Annotated in this window: 21 protein-coding genes and 1 tRNA gene; 14 read left to right on the top strand and 8 right to left on the bottom strand. The window is 48.1% G+C overall.

The annotated features are described in order from the left end of the window. Positions 1 to 257: 257 nt before the first annotated feature. On the bottom strand, positions 258 to 434 hold the full coding sequence (locus GJR95_RS14365; RefSeq protein ID WP_162386521.1) for a hypothetical protein: 177 nt from the start codon (positions 432 to 434) through the stop codon (positions 258 to 260). A 222-nt stretch (positions 435 to 656) separates the two neighbouring features. Between GJR95_RS14365 and GJR95_RS14360 the strand changes: the two genes are divergently transcribed. The 9 genes from GJR95_RS14360 (at position 657) to GJR95_RS14320 (ending at position 7,596) form a co-directional block, all read left to right on the top strand. Beyond that, positions 657 to 1,643: an aldo/keto reductase gene (locus tag GJR95_RS14360; RefSeq protein WP_162391708.1), complete on the top strand. Its 987-nt coding sequence runs from the start codon at positions 657 to 659 to the stop codon at positions 1,641 to 1,643. A 22-nt stretch (positions 1,644 to 1,665) separates the two neighbouring features. Beyond that, positions 1,666 to 1,839 carry a hypothetical protein gene (locus tag GJR95_RS14355; RefSeq protein WP_162386520.1) on the top strand — a complete coding sequence of 58 codons (174 nt, stop codon included), beginning with the start codon at positions 1,666 to 1,668 and terminating at the stop codon, positions 1,837 to 1,839. Between the two features lie 84 nt (positions 1,840 to 1,923). Beyond that, a complete protein-coding gene (locus GJR95_RS14350; protein WP_162386519.1) occupies positions 1,924 to 2,802 on the top strand; it encodes a helix-turn-helix domain-containing protein in 879 nt (292 codons plus the stop codon). Positions 2,803 to 2,924: 122 nt separating this feature from the next. After that, a complete protein-coding gene (locus GJR95_RS14345) occupies positions 2,925 to 3,680 on the top strand; it encodes an SDR family oxidoreductase (RefSeq protein ID WP_162386518.1) in 756 nt (251 codons plus the stop codon). A 108-nt stretch (positions 3,681 to 3,788) separates the two neighbouring features. After that, positions 3,789 to 4,202 carry a cupin domain-containing protein gene (locus GJR95_RS14340; protein ID WP_162386517.1) on the top strand — a complete coding sequence of 138 codons (414 nt, stop codon included), beginning with the start codon at positions 3,789 to 3,791 and terminating at the stop codon, positions 4,200 to 4,202. Positions 4,203 to 4,457: 255 nt separating this feature from the next. After that, positions 4,458 to 5,501 carry an NAD(P)-dependent alcohol dehydrogenase gene (locus GJR95_RS14335; RefSeq protein WP_162386516.1) on the top strand — a complete coding sequence of 348 codons (1,044 nt, stop codon included), beginning with the start codon at positions 4,458 to 4,460 and terminating at the stop codon, positions 5,499 to 5,501. A 66-nt stretch (positions 5,502 to 5,567) separates the two neighbouring features. Next, on the top strand, positions 5,568 to 6,146 hold the full coding sequence (locus GJR95_RS14330) for an NAD(P)H-binding protein (protein WP_162386515.1): 579 nt from the start codon (positions 5,568 to 5,570) through the stop codon (positions 6,144 to 6,146). An 840-nt stretch (positions 6,147 to 6,986) separates the two neighbouring features. Continuing rightward, a complete protein-coding gene (locus GJR95_RS14325) occupies positions 6,987 to 7,277 on the top strand; it encodes a hypothetical protein (RefSeq protein WP_162386514.1) in 291 nt (96 codons plus the stop codon). A 109-nt stretch (positions 7,278 to 7,386) separates the two neighbouring features. Then, positions 7,387 to 7,596 (top strand): hypothetical protein, encoded by a 210-nt coding sequence (locus GJR95_RS14320; protein ID WP_162386513.1) that lies wholly within the window; start codon positions 7,387 to 7,389, stop codon positions 7,594 to 7,596. A gap of 136 nt (positions 7,597 to 7,732) precedes the next feature. Here the strand turns inward: GJR95_RS14320 and GJR95_RS14315 are convergent. Further along, positions 7,733 to 7,806, bottom strand: a tRNA-Ile gene (locus GJR95_RS14315). Positions 7,807 to 7,933: 127 nt separating this feature from the next. Between GJR95_RS14315 and GJR95_RS14310 the strand changes: the two genes are divergently transcribed. The 5 genes from GJR95_RS14310 (at position 7,934) to GJR95_RS14290 (ending at position 13,531) form a co-directional block, all read left to right on the top strand. Next, the gene (locus GJR95_RS14310; protein WP_162386512.1) at positions 7,934 to 9,187 is read left to right on the top strand and encodes an HD domain-containing protein; all 1,254 of its coding nucleotides are present in this window, start codon (positions 7,934 to 7,936) and stop codon (positions 9,185 to 9,187) included. Between the two features lie 178 nt (positions 9,188 to 9,365). Continuing rightward, the gene (gene lpxD / locus GJR95_RS14305) at positions 9,366 to 10,394 is read left to right on the top strand and encodes a UDP-3-O-(3-hydroxymyristoyl)glucosamine N-acyltransferase (protein ID WP_162386511.1); all 1,029 of its coding nucleotides are present in this window, start codon (positions 9,366 to 9,368) and stop codon (positions 10,392 to 10,394) included. A 116-nt stretch (positions 10,395 to 10,510) separates the two neighbouring features. Continuing rightward, a complete protein-coding gene (locus tag GJR95_RS14300; protein WP_162386510.1) occupies positions 10,511 to 11,905 on the top strand; it encodes a bifunctional UDP-3-O-[3-hydroxymyristoyl] N-acetylglucosamine deacetylase/3-hydroxyacyl-ACP dehydratase in 1,395 nt (464 codons plus the stop codon). Between the two features lie 100 nt (positions 11,906 to 12,005). Then, positions 12,006 to 12,800, top strand: a complete 795-nt coding sequence (gene lpxA, locus GJR95_RS14295; protein ID WP_162386509.1) for an acyl-ACP--UDP-N-acetylglucosamine O-acyltransferase — start codon at positions 12,006 to 12,008, stop codon at positions 12,798 to 12,800. A 98-nt stretch (positions 12,801 to 12,898) separates the two neighbouring features. Next, positions 12,899 to 13,531 (top strand): ABC transporter ATP-binding protein, encoded by a 633-nt coding sequence (locus GJR95_RS14290; RefSeq protein ID WP_162386508.1) that lies wholly within the window; start codon positions 12,899 to 12,901, stop codon positions 13,529 to 13,531. 14 nt (positions 13,532 to 13,545) lie between these two features. Here GJR95_RS14290 and GJR95_RS14285 read toward each other — a convergent pair whose 3' ends face one another. The 6 genes from GJR95_RS14285 to GJR95_RS14260 all read right to left on the bottom strand — a co-directional run bounded on the left by GJR95_RS14285 (position 13,546) and on the right by GJR95_RS14260 (position 19,711). Next, positions 13,546 to 15,078, bottom strand: a complete 1,533-nt coding sequence (locus GJR95_RS14285) for an NADH-quinone oxidoreductase subunit N (RefSeq protein WP_162386507.1) — start codon at positions 15,076 to 15,078, stop codon at positions 13,546 to 13,548. An 86-nt stretch (positions 15,079 to 15,164) separates the two neighbouring features. Further along, a complete protein-coding gene (locus tag GJR95_RS14280) occupies positions 15,165 to 15,977 on the bottom strand; it encodes a TerC family protein (RefSeq protein WP_162386506.1) in 813 nt (270 codons plus the stop codon). Between the two features lie 171 nt (positions 15,978 to 16,148). Beyond that, complete coding sequence (locus GJR95_RS14275; protein WP_162386505.1) at positions 16,149 to 17,690, bottom strand: C1 family peptidase; 1,542 nt, start codon at positions 17,688 to 17,690, stop codon at positions 16,149 to 16,151. 45 nt (positions 17,691 to 17,735) lie between these two features. Then, positions 17,736 to 18,695: a hypothetical protein gene (locus GJR95_RS14270; RefSeq protein WP_162386504.1), complete on the bottom strand. Its 960-nt coding sequence runs from the start codon at positions 18,693 to 18,695 to the stop codon at positions 17,736 to 17,738. 116 nt (positions 18,696 to 18,811) lie between these two features. Beyond that, positions 18,812 to 19,312: a hypothetical protein gene (locus tag GJR95_RS14265; RefSeq protein WP_162386503.1), complete on the bottom strand. Its 501-nt coding sequence runs from the start codon at positions 19,310 to 19,312 to the stop codon at positions 18,812 to 18,814. A 99-nt stretch (positions 19,313 to 19,411) separates the two neighbouring features. Beyond that, positions 19,412 to 19,711 carry a PAAR domain-containing protein gene (locus tag GJR95_RS14260; protein ID WP_162386502.1) on the bottom strand — a complete coding sequence of 100 codons (300 nt, stop codon included), beginning with the start codon at positions 19,709 to 19,711 and terminating at the stop codon, positions 19,412 to 19,414. Positions 19,712 to 19,777 lie beyond the last annotated feature (66 nt).

The raw sequence follows: 19,777 nt of genomic DNA, 5'->3' as shown, positions 1-19,777 counted from the left end.
CGACATTGTCTGGCTATCTGATACCCCGGTGATGCACATTACGTGAAGTAACGTTTACCCGTTTTCACAGGCCTACTTCACTGGAAACTCATATAACCCCTGGAATGGAGACAAACGTTAACCCTACAAAAGCAGCTTTCATGCTCATAAAGCTTTGTATTGTGTGACAGCGGACCGCAGCCACAGTAGTTATAGAACCGGGTTGGGAAAAATCCAGTAGTGATATACTATTTCACTACTGGATTTTTTGTACGTTGTTACTCATCGCTCTCATCTTGCGACTTTGCATTTGCTGACCGTTCCTGATCTGCTTCTAAAGCGTTCTCAGCTTCTGTTTGCTCCCGTGAGAGTTCCTGGAAAAGTTCTTTCTGCTGGTGTTCAAGGTCTTGCTGCTCCTCTCGCCTTGTTTCTTCTTTCCCCTCGTTGTCAGTCATAGCTATACAATTTTCGTACACAATTGACTAAATTAAAACAAACTAATTCACTTACACGGCAGACTAAGTGATAAAATACAATCCTGGGTATTTAAATAGGCCGCTTGTGAAGGACTTATCCTGCTGCACAGCATTCGGCAAACTGGTTGATTTTCATTATTAAACGATTTGCCGCCCCAGTAGTTTTGTATGGTAATTAATAGACACGTTATGAGTACAACAATGCAAACGCGCAAACTGGGAAACAGCGGTCTTGAGGTATCTGCCCTTGGTCTGGGCTGTATGGGCATGAGCTTTGGCTATGGCCCCGCTAAGGACACTAAAGAAATGATTTCGCTGATTCATGCTGCTGTGGAACAAGGTGTTACCTTCTTCGATACGGCTGAAGTATACGGTCCGTTCACGAACGAAGAACTGGTCGGCGAGGCCCTTGAGCCGTTCAAAGGCAACGTGGTAATTGCTACTAAATTCGGCTTTAATTTCCAGGATGGGAAACAGGTTGGATTGAATAGCCGTCCGTCAACCATCAGAGCAGTGGCCGAAGCGTCGATGAAGCGGCTCCGAGTAGATGCAATTGATTTATTCTACCAACACCGGGTTGACCCGAATGTACCAATAGAAGACGTAGCGGGAACGGTGAAGGACCTGATTCAGGAAGGTAAAGTGAAATACTTCGGTTTATCGGAAGCGGGCGCGCAAACCATCCGCCGGGCGCATGCCGTCCAGCCAGTTAGCGCTCTGCAAAGCGAGTATTCGCTCTGGACCCGCCAGCATGAAAAGGAGATCATGCCAACGATCGAGGAATTAGGCATCGGTTTGGTAGCGTATAGCCCGCTTGGAAAGGGTTTTCTGGCCGGTAAAATTGATGAAAGCACCAAATTTGCCGAAGGCGATATTCGTAATGTTCTGCCGAGATACACCGAAGAAGCTCGTATGGCCAATAAAGCCCTGCTGGATTTGCTGGACCAGTTTGCCGAACGCCGGCATGCTACGCCTGCTCAAATTGCCTTAGCCTGGGTGTTGGCGCAGAAACCCTGGATTGTTCCCATTCCGGGCACCACGAAGTTGCACCGCCTGACGGAAAACAACGGAGCCGCTGCTATTCAGCTAACGGCGCAGGAACTTCAGGAGATTGAGGATGCCTCTGCTCAAATTGATGTGGTCGGGTCTCGATACACCGAACAAATGGAGAAATCGACAGGGTTGTAAGGTATAAAGCGAAATAAGTCACGTGCGCATCAACGAAGTTCCTGAAATCGAAGTGCACATTCTGGCAGAAGGTGGTAAAGCAAAAGGGGTGGGCGAGCCGGGATTGCCCGCTTTGGCTCCTGCACTGGCCAACGCCATTTTTGCTGCTACAGGTAAGCGGTTCTGTAAGATGCCCTTTGCGCTAGACGGTGTTTAGAATCATCTGGTTCGATCGTTTCTCAAGCCAGGTATGTTATTCATAGCCTATCAACTCAACGTTTGAATTTATTAACTTTGCAGCATGGATAATCCTGGTGCTGCCCCTGGTTCTGATTTCAATGCTGACCTTAAACTCAAAGGGTTTAAGGTATACGAAATAAAGAGCGAGAGTAATATTGTTCGCAATTACAATCGGAAAGACTTTTACAAAATTTGTCTGAACACCGGTAAGAACATTATTCATTATGCGGACCGGAGCTTTGAAACCGACGGCAGCGTTTTGTTTTTTGGGAATCCCCATATCCCGTATTCCTGGGAAATCGTTTCACCATCGTATAACGGCTACGCCTGTCTCTTTACGGAAAATTTTTTAAAAGGGCATGACCGCTCGGAAAGCCTTCAGGAATCGCCCTTATTCAGAATAGACGGAACGCCTATTTTTTCGTTAAGCTCTGAACATAAGGACTTTATCGCTACGATATATCAGAAGATGATCGTAGAACAAGACACTGACTATGTCTTTAAAAATGATCTCATTCGGAACTACATCAATTTGCTTATTCATGAAGCGCTAAAATTGCAACCTTCAGAAAACTTTTCTAAACACAAAAATGCGGCAGAACGGATTGTCTCCTTGTTTCTTGAACTACTGGAAAGGCAGTTTCCCATTGAAAGTATCGAACGTCCGTTGCAATTGAAAACGGCACAGGATTTCGCGAATACGCTGGCTGTACACGTTAATCATCTCAATCGTTCGGTTAAAGAGGTTACCGGCAGGCCAACGACCGCCCATATTGCCGAACGAATTATCAGCGAAGCCAAAGCCCTGTTACACCATACCGACTGGAGCATTGCCGACATTGCTTATGGGCTGGGCTTCGACTATACCACTTATTTTAATAATTTCTTCAAAAAAATGACCGGAACAGCTCCCGGAGCATTGCGTGTGCAAGTTGTTTGAAATTCTTAAGTTTTGGTTTGATAATCTTTACCCGCACATGAATGGGCTATGCTAGTTTTGTCCTGGGTTTACTCAAGTACTCAACTAAACGTTAAAGCCGTTACGGCAAACGTAGCCAAACCATGAGCAATAATAGCAATAATATAGAAGGCAAGGTGATCGTCATCACTGGAGCTAGCAGCGGTCTGGGCGAAGCAGCAGCCAGACTTTTATCGAAAGAAGGTGCCATTGTCGTGCTAGGTGCCCGGCGCACTGGCCGTATCCAATCGTTGGCCGATGAACTGACAACTGCCGGTGGCAAGGCCCTGGCGCTGGAAACCGACGTTACCGACTACGAGCAGGTGAAGAAACTGGTCGATATCGCCATTCAGACCTACGGGCGTATCGACGTAATGATCAACAATGCGGGCCTGATGCCGCAATCCCTGCTGGAGAAACTCAAGATCGACGAGTGGAACCAGATGATCGATGTCAACATTAAGGGTGTTCTCTACGGAATTGCTGCCGTACTGCCGCACATGAAGGCCCAGAAGGCAGGCCATATCATCAATGTATCCTCCGTAGCCGGCCATCGGGTTGGTCCGGGGAGTGTCGTTTATTCCGCTACCAAATATGCTGTGCGGGCCATATCGGAAGGGCTTCGTCAGGAAGTAAAACCGTACAACGTCCGCTCAACCATCATCTCGCCGGGTGCAGTTGCGACCGAACTACCCAACACCATCACCGACGAAGAGACGGCCCAAAACATCAACGCATTTTACGAGCAGTATGCTATTCCGGCCGATTCGTTTGCAAGGGCAGTCGCTTTTGCCATCAGTCAGCCCGAGGACGTGGACATTAACGAGATTCTGTTCCGACCTACCAGCCAGAAGTCGTAGGCCGATATGAGCTAAACGGATGCATTTCTGTTTGAAATCCTTTGTTCGCTACAATGGATTTCTGTTTCAATTTGTCCGCTGTTTATACCTGCAAAACAGGAAAGACCTATGAATACCACAGAAAATCAAAACGCCATTTTTACGAAAGGCGAAAAAGTGCCGTCTGAATACTTCACGGGAACGGCCTGGCTGAACATGCTGGTTTCGAACAATTCTGTGTTCAATACCACTGTGGGCAACGTCGTTTTTGAGCCGGGTTGTCGAAACAACTGGCACAGCCATAAAGGCGGTCAAATCCTGATTTGTACCGATGGGGAAGGCTATTACCAGGAAAAAGGCAAGCCCATACAGTTGCTTCGCAAAGGCGATGTAGTACAAATCCTTCCGAATCTGATACACTGGCATGGGGCTACACCTGACAGCGAATTTACGCACATTGCCATCGGTCCCAATTCGCAATTAGGTGCTGCAGATTGGGTGGAACCGGTGACAGATGAAGAATACAACAGCTATCAGCCATAAACCGCTCTGGCAAACCGTAAAAACTAGCGTTTATGGAACCTGAAACCTAGCAAAATACCACCCGACCTGTAACAACCATAACCGAAGCGGCCAACCGGAACCACGAGAAATTACCGCCCTACGTAGGCTATCCGCGCACCCTGACGGCGTTAACATGCCTGAATGAGGTTGTGAAGGAATAGGGATTGGCTGCGCAGTGAAAAATTTGATTCTCCGCTTACCTAACGTTTTTTATTAACTAACTAACCGACAAGTATGATAGCTGCAAAAGGCTATGCCGCTCAAACTAAAGATACCCAATTGGCACCCTGGAATTTAGACCGACGTGACGTTGGTGCACACGATGTTCAATTTGATATTACGCATTGTGGTGTTTGTCATTCTGACCTTCACCAGATACGGGATGAGTGGGGCGGTGGCATTTTTCCGATGGTTCCCGGACACGAGATTGTAGGCCGGGTAGTAGCGGTCGGCAACCAGGTGACTAAATTTAAAGTTGGCGATCTGGCAGGTACCGGCTGCATGGTCGATTCATGCCGTGTCTGCGCTAATTGCCAGCACGGATTGGAGCAGTATTGCACCAACGGTAATACGCTCACCTACAACAGTCTGGAGCAGGATAAGAAAACGCCTACCTACGGAGGCTACTCGAATACCATTGTGGTACACGAAGATTTCGTACTCCACATTGCTGAAACGCTGGATTTGGCGGCCGCGGCCCCACTACTTTGTGCGGGTATCACGACGTACTCTCCCCTCCGGCACTGGAAGGTAGGCAAAGGGCATAAACTGGCCGTTCTGGGCTTGGGTGGCCTTGGACATATGGGGATAAAATTCGGTGTGGCGTTCGGTGCGGAGGTGACCGTTCTGAGTACCTCACCCCAAAAAGAAGCAGACGCCCGAAAGCTGGGTGCTCACAATTTTATCGTTACCAGCGACCCGGCCCAACTGGAATCTGTAACGGGTTATTTCGATTTTATTCTGGATAGTGTTTCGGCTGAGCACGACTACAATCAGTATCTCGCTCTGCTGAAAACCGACGGTGTACACATTTGCGTCGGCGCTCCTCCAACCCCGTCTGCCCTGTTGGCATTCAGCCTGATTCCCGGTCGAAAAAGCATCGCAGGATCAAGTATTGGTGGCATTGCAGAAACACAGGAAATGCTGGATTTCTGCGCTGAAAACAATATCGTATCCGACATTGAACTGATTAATATCGAAGACATACACCCGGCTTACGACCGTATGCTGAAAGGGGACGTCCGATACCGGTTTGTGATCGACATGGCGTCGCTGTAAAATCAATAAAAGCTGCTTCACCCGGTGAGGCAGCTTTTATTGATTTTACAGATTAACGAGTTGACAATGAAAAACGTAATTATTCTGGGTGCGAGTGGTACGATCGCGAAACAGGTTATTGATCTGTTAGCAAAAAAAGAGGATATCAACCTGACATTGTTTCTACGAAATGCCCGCCGATTAGGGAGCAGGGATGTTTCCAGCTATCGCGTCATTGAAGGCAATGTACTGGAGTATAACCAGCTAAAAAAAGCTATTTCCGGTCAGGATATCGTGTATGTGAATCTGGCAGGCGATCTGGCAGCAATGACCAAAAACATAGTAAAGGCCATGCATGAAGAATGGGTCAAAAAAGTCATCTTCATCAGCTCGATTGGTATTTATGATACGCCCTTAAGACCCGTTTTGACACCTTACCGCAAAGGGGCCGATGTGTTTGAAGCTTCAGGCCTTGACTACACGATTTTACGCCCAACCTGGTTTACCAGTGCGGATGAAGTGGATTACGAAACTACCCGAAAAGGCGAACCTGAGAAAGGTTCGGTCATTTCCCAGAAAAGCCTGGCAACGCTGATCGTCGATATTATTGATCATCCTGAAAAATATGCCCGTGAAAACCTGGGTGTAAACAAACCCAATTCGTAATCTCGATCTAATGGGTTTAATACAGTTACCCCTACTCATCGCACGGTGCCACTCTACGGGTAACCTTACACATACAGCAATTGCCATCAATAATAAAAAAGGTGGGCGGGTTGTAAAAAGTAATTGACAAGGAATACAGTAACGTAAAAGAAAAGTAGAGATTCATTATCTGTGTGCTACTACGGATTGAATAGGCTAGCTAATAATAGCATCAGAATATTGCCGCGCCACGCGGCTTCGTAAGGCACATCTCTGTACCTAACATTCCTATACAAACACCAGCTTATACCTCCGGTTGTCGTGATTGGCAGGCTACTTAGGAAAATAATGTAGATAGGCCAAAATGAAGGCTTATCCATATCGATGAATAAGCCTTCTTAGATCAGTTGTAGCCTACCCTGGGTTCGTTGAATGTCGTGCAGAGGGCATCCGATGATTTGTTGTCCCGGAACTCTGCTTAAGGATAGGGGGAAAGCAGCGCTTGGCCTCAACTCCCTTGACTAATCTGATCCTGTAGTCCGGCAAACTTTCGGTCTTAATCCGATTTGTAATGGATTTCCGCATAGGGGCTCTGCACTCGGTAACATCAATCCGGCCCGATACCAGTCCATTAATCGCATGAAATTGCTCCACGTAGTGATGCATAGGGCTGTTGTTTTGAGGATACTAATACGATCAACCGACTCCAGTTAGAATGAAAGAGTAAATAATTGTTAGTTGTAACAATTATTATAGACGAAAATTACGCGATTCTAACAAATAAACCAAATTCTTTTTGTTAGATTTGCGTAATTCTTAGGCAACGACTACACAGCTAGTCCGACTCAACCGGTTGCGAGCATGAAAAGTGATCCTGAAATTCGGAGCAGACTGAGGAAAGAATTTAAACGCATCGGTGTTTCCATCGAGGATGTCGCCGTGGCATCGGGTATTGCCAAAGGCACGCTCGATAACATTATGATTGGCCGGGTGGAATCGATGAAGGATGTTCACCTGAAGGCGCTATGGCAGGCCTATCCTATGTTGCGGGTTCAGTATATCTTGACGGGTAGACTGGAAGAACAATTGGCACCTTCGGTCTATATTTATAAATCAGGAGTTGTCAATGTCGAAATTCGGGGTGAGCATTAACGTGTGGTAATCCGCACGGATAACTCCAAGAGACTGACCGACTTGCTGTACGATCATAACTTTCTACTCAATTTTCTGCTTTATTAGTTAAATCGCTGATATCATCCTTATGAAAAAGCAAGTAGATACCGATAAAGAGCAGTTAGCTAAGCCGATAGGAACGGATAATTCGGGCACACCAGAATCCGATCAGGTGCATTATCCTGACCCTAGTGATGGTATTCCCATGCATATTGAAGAGCTAAAAGAAAACCTGGAGGCAATTAAGGAAGAAACGGGTATCGACCCGAATCTGCTCCCGGAAATTGAGCAGGAGTGAGTAATAGCTGTTAGCTTCAGGAGTGTACTGCGGATTAGTAAAGGACAAACCGGCGATATAAGACGCAAAAAAGCCCATGATCCGAATTGGAAATGGGCTTTAGGGATGACGGAAAGAGATTGATAATTTCGAGTTGTGGGCCAGGCAGGGCTCGAACCTGCGACTTACTGATTATGAGTCAGGCACTCTAACCGACTGAGTTACAAGCCCATTGCTGATCGATTACTCAGATTCAGCGGTGCAAATTTACGATTTTTTCGACAGAATTGCAGTATGTTGCTAATTATGGTGAAAAAATCCTGTCAATCCTGTTCGCTCATCTGCCTATCTTTGCTGAATGTCAGCGCATAACAAGAAGAAAATACTCAATGATCCGGTTTATGGATTCATTAGCATCCCGACCGACTTGTTGTTCGATTTGGTAGAGCATCCATTTTTCCAGCGATTGCGCCGGATTAAACAGTTAGGATTGTCGGAATATGTGTATCCGGGGGCACTGCATACCCGTTTTCACCATGCCCTGGGTGCCATGCACTTAATGGGGCAGGCTACCCAGACACTCAAAGGGAAAGGTCATTATTTGTCCGACGATGAATGTGAGGCCGCACAGATCGCTATTCTGCTTCACGATATTGGCCATGGGCCGTTTTCGCATGTGCTGGAATGTTGTCTGCTCGACGACGTACACCATGAAAAAATTTCGCTGCTGCTCATGCATGAACTGAATCGGCAGTTTAATGGCCGATTAACAATGGCCATCAGCATGTTTGAAGGAACGTACGAACGCCCATTTTTCCATCAACTGATTTCGAGTCAACTGGATATGGACCGTATGGACTACCTCAACCGCGACGGTTATTATACGGGCGTGGCCGAAGGAGCCATTGGTGCCGAGCGGATTATTAAGATGCTCGATTTGGTTGATGACCAGCTTGTAGTAGAAGCTAAAGGTATTTTGAGCGTCGAAAATTTTCTGAACGCCCGACGGTTGATGTACTGGCAGGTTTATCTGCACAAAACGTCCATTTGCTGCGAATCGATGCTGATTCAGATTCTGCGTCGGGCCCGGTTTCTTATCCGGCAGGGAGAGACGGTTTTTGCACCCCAGACGTTCATGTTGTTCTTACGCGAAAGCGTTTCGCTCGATGCTTTTCTGGCAAGCCCGGCCTATATCGAAGCCTTTACCCAATTAGACGATTACGATGTCTGGGGATGCGTTAAACAATGGGCATTGCACAACGATTCTGTATTGTCGGCACTTTGTCAGATGCTGCTCGATCGGCGTCTGTTCAAAATTATGCTCTCAACCGAACCGTTTGCGGGCGAATTGCTCAATGAACTCGAAGAGCAACTGCGTCAATTGGGTTTACCAGACGAAGAACTATCGTATTTTCTGGTAGAGGGCCAGGCAACGAATGCGGCTTACCTGCCCTCCGGCGACCGGATTAACATAAAGCTTAAATCCGGGAAGGTGATTGATATTGCCGATGCGTCTGATCTGTCAAATATTCGGGTGCTAACCAATATTGTCCGCCGATATTATGTTTGCTGGGCGAAAGAACTGAAAATAGATAACTGGGTAGGTAAATGAGCTGATAACCGGGGAGTTTACGGCCGATCATGCTATCGCCAGTTTGCCGAATCCACCAATTACCCAACCACACAACACTATTTCCGGGGATTTTATCCGAAAAGTGCAATTTGTTACCTACCTTAGCGCCCAAAATAGTCGGCATAAGCGACTGTTTTGCGATGGTCGTCATACGCATATGGAGTTTACAGTCAAGCAGATTGCCACGTTACTGGGAGGTGAGGTAGCCGGGAATGATACACTGGCCATTACTAAATTAGCTAAAATAGAGGAAGGCCGGCCCGGTGATATTTCGTTTTTGTCGAACCTCAAATACGAACCGCATCTCTACACAACGCAGGCATCGGCGGTGATTGTTGATCGTTCGTTTCAGCCTCGAAAACCCGTTGAGGCAGCGCTTATCTTTGTCGAAAATTCGTACTCGGCCTTCACGCGTCTCCTTGAAGAGTATCACCAGCGAATGAGCTTTGCGCGCGTTGGCGTAGAGCAGCCCGCATTTGCCGGTGATGGTGCCCAGTTTGGTGAACAGGTTTACCGGGGAGCGTTTTCTTACGTTGGGCGAAACTGCCGCATTGGACACAACGTTAAGATTTATCCCCATGCCTACATCGGCGATAATGTCCGCATTGGCGATAATACAATTATTCATACTGGCGCTCGCATACTGGACAATTGCATTATCGGGCAGTATTGCGTTATTCATCCAAACGCTGTAATTGGCAGCGAAGGATTTGGCTTTGCACCCCAGCCCGATGGTACGTATAAAACCATCCCGCAGCTTGGCAATGTCATTCTGGAGGACTTTGTCAATGTGGGCTCCAATACCACAATAGACTGTGCCACAATGGGGTCGACCATTATCCGGCAAGGGGTTAAACTAGATAACCTGATCCAGATTGGCCACAATGTTGAAATTGGTAAAAACACGGTAATAGCCGCGCAAACTGGCATTTCTGGCTCGACGAAAATCGGCGAAAATTGTACAATTGCCGGTCAGGTGGGCTTTGCCGGCCACCTCACTATTGCCAATGGTACTAAAGTGGGTGCACAGTCGGGCGTCGGTAAAAATGTGTATGAAGAAGGGACGGCCCTCAACAGTTCTCCCGCTTTTGGACTAAAAGAAAGCATGCGTTCACTGGCCGTTTTCAGGCGCTTACCAGACCTGGAACGACGACTGACTTATTTGGAAAAGAAAACAGAAAAATAGTTTACACCGGGCCGCCGGTGCGGTTTGGAGTTTTTAGGGTTCAGTAAAGCGTTCCGGTCTGCCGGGGCGCTCAGTCAACTGAAAACTGAGAACTGAAAGCTGAGAACTGGATAAGAATGAATACCAAACAACAGACGATTCAAAAAGCCGTTTCGGTATCAGGTGTAGGCTTGCATACGGGCGTTTCGGCTACGATGACATTCCTTCCCGCTCCGACTAATCACGGCTATAAATTTCAACGCATTGACTTGCCTGGGCAGCCTATCGTCGATGCCGATGTCGACAATGTAGTCGACCTGTCACGCGGCACGACCATTGAACAGAGTGGAGCGCGCATTCATACGGTCGAACATACACTGGCTGCATTGGTCGGTTTACAGCTAGACAATGTGCTGATTCAACTGGATGGGCCAGAGCCACCAATTATGGATGGTTCGTCGATTCAATTTATCAATGCACTTCAGGAAGCTGGAATCGAAGAGCAGAACGCAACACGTAACTACTTCGAAGTCAATGAGTATGTTCATTATAAGAACTCCGAAAAAGATATCGAACTGGCTGCGCTTCCGCTCAATGATTACCGACTGACGGTGATGGTTGATTATAATTCGCGGGTGATCAGCAGCCAGCATGCTTACCTGAACGACATTAGCCAGTTTCCTGAACAGATTGCCAGCTCCCGAACATTTGTCTTTCTGCATGAGCTGGAAGCCTTATTCAAACAGAATCTGATTAAAGGGGGCGACCTGACCAATGCCATTGTTATTGTAGACCGCGATGTTGAAGATGGCGAACTGGACTACCTGGCCGATCTGCTTCACAAACCCAAGGTCAGCGTGAATCGGCGGGAGGGTATTCTGAATAATACGCAGTTGCATTACCCGAACGAAATGGCTCGCCATAAACTGCTGGACGTGGTTGGTGATCTGGCTCTGATTGGTCGGCCTATCAAAGCACAGATTCTGGCGGCTCGCCCTGGACACGCGGCTAATGTCGCTTTTGCCAAAAAAATCAAGAAACTCATCCAGAAAAACGCGGCTAACCAGGTACCTCATTACGATCCCAAGCAGCCACCTGTTCTGGACATCAATCGTATATCGCAGTTATTGCCGCACCGCTACCCATTCCAGATGATCGATAAGATTATTGCGCTGGATGAAAATAGCGTAGTGGGTATCAAGAACGTGACAATGAATGAGCCATTCTTCCCTGGCCATTTTCCGGGCAATCCGGTAATGCCGGGTGTAATGCAACTCGAAGCAATGGCGCAAACAGGTGGTATTCTGGTTCTTAGCACGGTGCCTGATCCAGAAAACTACTGGCCTTACCTGATCGGTATTGAGAATTGCCGTTTCCGTCGCAACGTTTTGCCAGGGGATACCGTAATCTTTAGATGTGAATTTACGTCACCAATGAAGCGGGGAATCGTAAAAATGCAAGGACGTGGTTATGTGAACACCAATCTCGTTTGCGAAGCCGATATGATTGCCAGTCTTGTCAAAAAGAAATAGTTTTCAGTTTTCAGTTTTCGGTTTACAGTTAGCCGACGGCGCTGCTAGTTAAGTCCAGGCAACTGTAAATTGTAAATTGAAAGCTATTTGAACTGAAAATATGATTCAACCATTAGCCTATATTCACCCTGAAGCGAAGATTGCGCAGAACGTGGTGATTGAGCCGTTTGCCATCATTCACAAAGACGTTGAAATTGCCGAAGGAACGTGGATTGGTTCGCACGCCGTTATTAACGAGGGAGCACGTATTGGTCGTAACTGTAAGATTTATCCGGGTGCTGTTATTTCATCAACACCACAGGATTTAAAATTCAATAACGAATACACCCGGACATTCATCGGTGATAATACAACCATTCGGGAGTATGCCACCATCAGCCGGGGTACCGAAGAGCACTGGAAAACCGAAATCGGTGCCAATTGTCTCGTCATGGCTTATGCACACGTAGCGCACGATTGCCGTATCGGAAATCATTGCCTGATTATTAACAACGTACAGATGGCCGGTCATGTCCATATGGGCGACTGGGCTATTATTGGCGGGTCAAGCTCGGTGCATCAGTGGGTTAAGATCGGCGCTCATGCCATGATTTCGGGCGGGTCGCTGGTTCGAAAAGATGTCCCGCCTTTCACAAAGGCAGCTCGTGAGCCACTCTCTTATACGGGAATCAATTCGATTGGGCTCCGTCGTCGTGGTTTCGATAACGACAAGATTAATCAGATTCAGGAAATTTACCGCTATATCTATCTGCGTGGGCTGAATAATGCTGAGGCTTTAACTCAGATTGAGCTGGAGTTACCACCGTCCGACGAGCGTGATGAAATTGTGAATTTTATCCGTAGTTCGGAACGAGGTATCATGAAAGGCCCCTCAACAAACGGAGATCGGGAGTAGGGTTAATGGATAGTATAAATGGATACGGTAAAATGACAAGGTGAGAAACGTCATTTTACCGTATCCATTTATACTATCCATTTATACAAAATTCGTTTATGGTAATCAGAGCTGAGCAGTTAGGGAAAAAATACCGGAAAGAGTGGATCTTTCGCCGGGTTGACCTAACCCTCACTGCCGGAACAAGTTACACATTCGTCGGGCCGAATGGCAGTGGAAAATCAACGCTATTACAACTACTTGCTGGCAACTTGCCCGCTACGGAGGGGAAACTGGTGTATAGCCGACAGGATAAGATAATTGACCCCGATGATTGGTTCCGACAGGTGAGTATTGCGGCTCCTTATCTCGAACTGGTTGAAGAACTTTCGCTTGATGAGTTATTGACCTTTCACCAGACGTTCAAGCCTTTTAAAGCCGGCCTTACGCCCGAGCTGGTTGCCGAACGGTTAATGCTGACTCATGCCCGCCATAAAGAGATCAAGTATTTTTCATCGGGTATGAAACAGCGGGTTAAACTCGGTCTGGCTTTTTTCTCTGAATCGCCGGTCGTTATTCTCGATGAACCAACGTCCAATCTGGATCGACAGGGCGCAGCCTGGTATAAAGAGCAGGTATTACAACTTACCGGACCAGCCAATCATTCTCCCCAGCTTCTGCTCATTGGCTCCAATCAACCAGATGAATATGATTTCTGTCCGAATGTTCTGGACGTCATGCAGTGGAAATGAGTTGGTCTGATCCATTACCATCCCGTCAGAAATTGCAGTAACCAGTCTGGCTTTAAGAAAAGCCCAATGATTGGCACGACCAGCCCCACCGCCAGCCAGACCGCCGGTTTCGCTACGTTTTCGGCTGATGGTTGCTCCGATGAAGCGAGGGCTGGTCGGAAGAAGAGCAGAAAGGGGATTTTCAGGTAATAAACCAGCGAAATCAACGCATTTAGCAAGCCCAGTACGAAAAGTGCCAGTAGCCAATTATCACTGGTATGCTGGTAGGCATCGAAAAGTGCCGAGAATGCCAGGAGTTTTGCCGTAAAGCCAACGGTTGGCGGCAATCCTGTTAGCGCAAGCATAACGACCGTCAGCGCAACCGACAAGAGCGGAAATTTCGGGCCAAGACCCGCGAACTGGCTAATGGTTAGGTCAGTACCATTGGCACGAGCCAGCAAATCGATCAGAAAGAAAGCTGCCAGTGAAATGAACAGATACGTTCCGGCATAAAACAGAACGGCCTCAAATCCAGCTTCCGTTAAGGCTACAACACCTACTAGCAGGAAGCCAGCATGGGCAATCGTAGAATAGGCGAGTAGTCGCTTGGCATCTGTCTGGCGAAGGGCCGATAGATTTCCGATCAGAATACCGGCCAGCGCCAGCACAGCCAGTGGTGTTTGCAGAGAAATGATCGTTGTTCCGGTCAGTGTTTGCGCTATCGATGAGCCAACGGGTAAGGTCGTTACGATCCGCATTAGAACCAGCACAGCGGCTGCTTTGGGGGCAACGGAGAAAAACGCGGCTACGGGTACGGGAGCTGCCTCATAAGCATCGGGTGTCCATACGTGAAACGGAACGCCAGCTAATTTAAACAGTAAGCCAGCCAGGGTGAGTAAGATGGCAACGGTAGCGACGGCCGCATCCTGACTGGCGAGTTCGATACCGAACGTTTCGGCCGTAAGGTCGAGGGTTCCCGTCATACCATAAAGCAATGACATACCGTATAGCATGACAGCTGAGCTAACAGCCCCGAATAGCAAGTATTTAATGCCGCCCTCCGACGCTTTCCGGTCGGCGGTGAGGGCAGTGAGCAGGTAGGAACAAATGGAAACCAGTTCGATACTCAGATAGATACTGAGCAGGTTTACCGATACGGTCATTAGAAATAGCCCCAATGTCATTGCCACCAGAATCGAATACCATTCTACCGGGAGCAAACCTTCTTTAGGCTGGTGTAGGGGCCGGGTGGTCAATAATTCATACAGTAGGACAAATACGCCCGCTAAGGCAATGACTACCTGGAAATAAATAGCCTGGTTATCGACAAACAGCAGGTGCATAAACAAAAAACCTCGTGTGGGCGATAGCACCGTCCATACGCCAGCGAGTAGGATCGAGGTAATGCTTAGACCAGCCAGCCAGTATCGCGTTTTAATCCGCGACGTTGACCGTATTAGAATAAGTTCAGTGATTAATAGTCCACAAAAAGCCGCCGACAACCAGGCCATAGGCCCGAAGCCGCCAAGACTTCTCAGAATGTCGTTAAGCTGGTCGGTGAGAGACAAAATAACTAAAGTTGTTGATCGATAGGCGTCAGTAGTCAGCAGGATTTTCTGGCCTGAAACGCCTGACTGACGCCTATCGATTCAAATTAAATCATACCCTCGCGATGCGCTTCTTCTTCGTAGCCGTGCAGTTGAATAGGGTCCTGCTTTTTCCGAAGACGAATGTTGAGGAATTCTACTAGCAGTGAGAACGCGATCGCAAAATAGAGGTACCCTTTCGGCACCGTACCAACTTCCTGCTTGAAAATGACGACTTCGGAGAGGTGTGCACCTTCAGCTACGAGCATAAAGCCAATCATAATCAGGAATGCAAGCCCCAGCATCTGAATCGTGGGATGGTCGTTGACGAACTTACCGACCGGCCCCGCAAAAAACATCATGATCAGAATAGAAAGCACCACGGCAATCATCATGATCGCAACATTTTGGGTCAGACCGATAGCTGTCAGAATGGAATCGATCGAGAATACAATATTGGTAATGGCAATCTGAGTGACCACACTGGCCACGGTTGATTTCCCTTTGGCACCCCCTTCGGTTTCTTCGTGCTCACCCCCTTCCAGCTTGTGGTGAATTTCGGAAGTCGCTTTATACAACAGAAACAATCCACCCGCAAACAGAATCAGGCTCTGGCCCGTGAAAGCAGCCTTGAACCAACCCGCATCAATGTGGGTAAAGGGCTTGCTGAGCGAGATCACAAATGAAATGCCAAGCAGTAAGATCAATCGGAAGGCCATTGCCAGTGCTAATCCGATGTTGCGCGCTTTAGCCTGATCCTGGCGAGCCAGTTTGTTGGCGGCAATAGAAATGAAAATGATGTTATCGATTCCCAGGACAATTTCCAGAAATGTCAGGGTCAGTAAACTGACAATCGATTCGGCAGAGAAGAGATCGGTCATGGTTGAACAAAAGTACAGCCCAAAAATACCGGCTGCAAGCCGTGTCTGCAATATCTTGTTCAGGAATGAACGCCAAACCGTACGAAAGGTGCTAAATTGGGGTGATTGGTAAGCGGGAAATTAGCGTAACGGGGTAATGCCGTACTAACCTGATTACCCCGTTACGCCTAACTACTTGTATTGTAATTCAATAATTAGTGGAACAACATTGCCCGTAACGCCGGGCTTAACCTCGAACCCAACCTGATTATCGCGATAGCGGATCTGGTCCTGTTTGACCAGCTGGTCGCCCAGCACATCGGCCACACGTTTATCGAGCGGACCTTTTTTGCGATCAAGCGTTTTGATGAAACCGTCCATATTTAGCGGGCGCTTGGCAAACAGAATCAAGAGATAGTCTGCCTTATTGCCCTTGTGCTTTTCCATCACGATCGAACTGTTTTCCGACGGATAAGCGATGGTTGTGTTGGGGCCCAGCAATGGGCTGGTCAGTTCGTCAGCCGGAAACAGTTTTTCGATTTCACCGTCTTTTTGCGTCGTAAGGGCATAGACATAGGCGTTTTCAGAATTGTTCAGATAGAACTTGAACCGGGTTCCGGAATCGTAGGCTTTAGCCATGCGATAGGGTCGGATGTCGGTAGGAGCCGACTCATCGGAGACAACTTTCAGGTCGCGCGTGGCCTGACGGGTTACTTCCATAACTGAACCATCATTCAGCTTAAGCTCAGCGGAGCCTCGGCGCAGATCGTCGCCCGGCCGGATTTCCGCTTCTTTATTCCCCTTGCTGGTGCTCGTCAGCACTACCGTTCCAGGGCGATTACCCGCTTCCTGAACCGCTTCGTAAACCTGAAACGCATTCAGCACAAATTTCCCGAAGTACGTATAGGGAATCCAGCAGAACCCTTTTTCGCCCCAGCCGGTATTCCAGCTATTGACAATCCGGAAAGCACCCCCATATTGTTTATCACTATAGCCGATTACGCAGATAGCCTGGTTATACAGAATATCCGTGGCTTTTTCGTTGGGGGCTGGTTCCCAAACAGTTCGGGCTTCTTCGAACGACAAAGGCGCACCAATACCGGCTACAACCGGATTGCCTTCGGCCAGTGCTTTCTTTACCGCCAGTACTTTCTGAGCCGACTCGGTCTGTTCGGTAAATAACTGCTGATAATCACCAATCCGGAATTGAGAGGCTTCTTTAGCCGCCGTAGGTGGAATGGCCTGATTACAAAGCGGATACGTTAACGTGCGCAACTTAGGTACACCGTCGACTTTCAATACGTCCAGGGCTTCTTCGATGGTACCCCCTCCCTGGCAATTCACGTCTTTCGGGTCCCGGATTTTATCGTAAACAAAGGTCGGCGAAAAGCGGGCATCGTCAATCTGTGGCTTTTGGGTGAGGTTCTTTTCCTTTCCCTCCATGATTGTCCGCAGGTAATAGGCTGTCGCAAAGGCAACCGATGTTTCCTGTTTCCCCTGGTCGCCAACACTCGGGCAGAACTGTTCGTAAGACACCTGGGCGGGCAGGTTTGCAAAACTGCGCGTTGCCAGTGGAGCTTTGGTCATGACCGTCAGCGAGCGCGTTCGATTCAGGCGCATTCCTCCCGCATATTTACGTACAGGTTTATCCTGTGCCTGAGCGGTCAGTGTTGCCAGTCCTGCCAGAACGAAAACGGCAACCCCGTATCGTTTCAATGATGTGTTTTCTTTCATGGGAGTAGTAAGGTAAGTAACTAGCCTAAGCTGGCTACGTTAAACTCATTCTTTTTCTAACTCGACTTTAATCTGTTTTTTTAGTTGAATTGACAGCGCACTTCCACCCGTAGCTCCAATATCGAGCCCGGTCGTATTACCATTTATCATTAGGGTCATTAGCCCTTCAGCAATGGCAAACTGATCTTCCTTTGTGTTTTTATCGATATAATTGATTCGCCAGGGTGTCCGCTCCGGAACCGATAATCCGACGATTTTAAACCCAGGAGGAGCGGTATAGAGCTCTTTTCGTTCGGTCACTTTGGCCAGGGTTCCGGCTTCGGCACCGCCGGTTTCAAAGTATACGGCCAGTACTACCTGATGTTCGCGAACAATCATGAATTGTACGGAAGCGTTGATCTCAGGTTGGTTTTTGCCAAATTCGCCAGTTCCTGAAATGAGCAATGGTTTGAATGGGCCATACAGCCCTGGATTAATGACCGGGCCTGCCGGTGCGGCAGGCGCTGGTTTAGCTCCGCCTGGTTTCGGCGCTGCGGCTATTTCTTTCAATTCTTTACCGGTAGCCGCCATGGCGGCCAGTAATGCGGCTTTTTTTGCTTCAAGTTGAATTTTTTGCGAATTCAGCAGTTGAACGCCTTCGTCACCCACCTTACGGGCATTCTCATACTCACCAGCCAACTGTCGGTAGCTGTTGGTGGTAGCCATAAATAATGGTTTCGGAAATTGCTGATCCAAAGCACTGGCATTGGCGTAGAACGTTCTAAGCCAGTTATCGGTCAGCGGAGCGCCCTGTTCGATGTCGGTCAGCATCTTGTCCGTTCCGGTGAGTTGTTTCCGATAAGCCATCAATTCCTGCATGGTTTGATTTTGCTGTACGCTGGTTAATTGCGGAATCAGGGCCAGTGATAACCACCAGCTCAATGCCGTTAGTAGGAGTAGAGTGGCATATAGGCCGAGAAATTGGCCCCACCGTTTCGTTCGTTCAACTTGATTAAGTGGCTTCATAGAGTGTGTAAGGCAGGAAGTATTTACAGGAATTACGGATAAAGAAATCAGGCATTACGATCACTATTGTCTGATTGCTTTTACGTTAACCTTCTCGTTTGCTTCCTACATAGAAATTACGGTTGGGTGGCTTTAATGGTGCGCAGGTTTTCCAGACTCGATTGTTTGAGCATTAATTGGGTTTCCAGACTTTGAACCTCCGTTTTTAACGTAGCGACCTGATCCACCAGTTGATCTTTTGTTTCGGCTTTCGACTGGCGATCAGAGGCTTGTAGCGCAACTGTACCCAATAACTTGCTGTAATTCCGGCCCGTTACCTGCGAGAGCGACCGAAAAACGGTATCGGCTTTATAACCCGTTTCCATGCGGCCAATTGCTTCTTCCTGCCTGAAGCGCAGGGAGGAAAACTCACTGGCCTGCTCGGTAGGATCGGTTTTTTTGAGTTTTATGTGTAAGCTGTCGGCTTGCCGGACATCGCTCAGGAAATGCTCTTCCTGCTCTACGGAAGTACCCTTACCATCTGACGGACCCTGCCCGCTCAGTGCATAAAAAATAGCTCCGATACCTCCGCCCAGGAAAAGTGTTACCAGCAGAAATTTTATAAAAGATGCATTCATGGTTATTATGGATACTGGACTTTGGGTTTTTAAGATGCTGGATGTGCTCCGTCAATTCGCCCGGAGCTATTACCCTTGACGAATTGACGGAGCGCTGTATCAGCCAATCATGACCGTTGGCAGCCCCAACGTAATCGTGCCACCGTGAGCAGTCGTATCGCCCATTCGAGCGGCTGGCTTTCCGCCAATCAGGACCGTCATGGAACCCAGGATAATGCTATCGGGTGGGCCAACGCAGACACACATATCGCCCACACAGGCGGCTGGTTGCCCACCAATCAGAACCGTTATGGCACCGGGAGGTAAAATAGGTCCCCCCACGTGCGGAATGGGTGGAACGCCCGGTGTAACCATCGGGCAAACGTGCAAATCGCCCACGCGGGCAGCTGGCTGTCCCATACTTGACTTTTGTTTAGTAATTGAGTGCTTTGGGTTTCTATACTTCAGAAACCAAAGCACTCAATC

It is taken from the genome of Spirosoma endbachense (genome assembly GCF_010233585.1).
Lineage (GTDB): Bacteria > Bacteroidota > Bacteroidia > Cytophagales > Spirosomataceae > Spirosoma > Spirosoma endbachense.
This window is presented reverse-complemented; position numbering and strand designations above follow the sequence as displayed.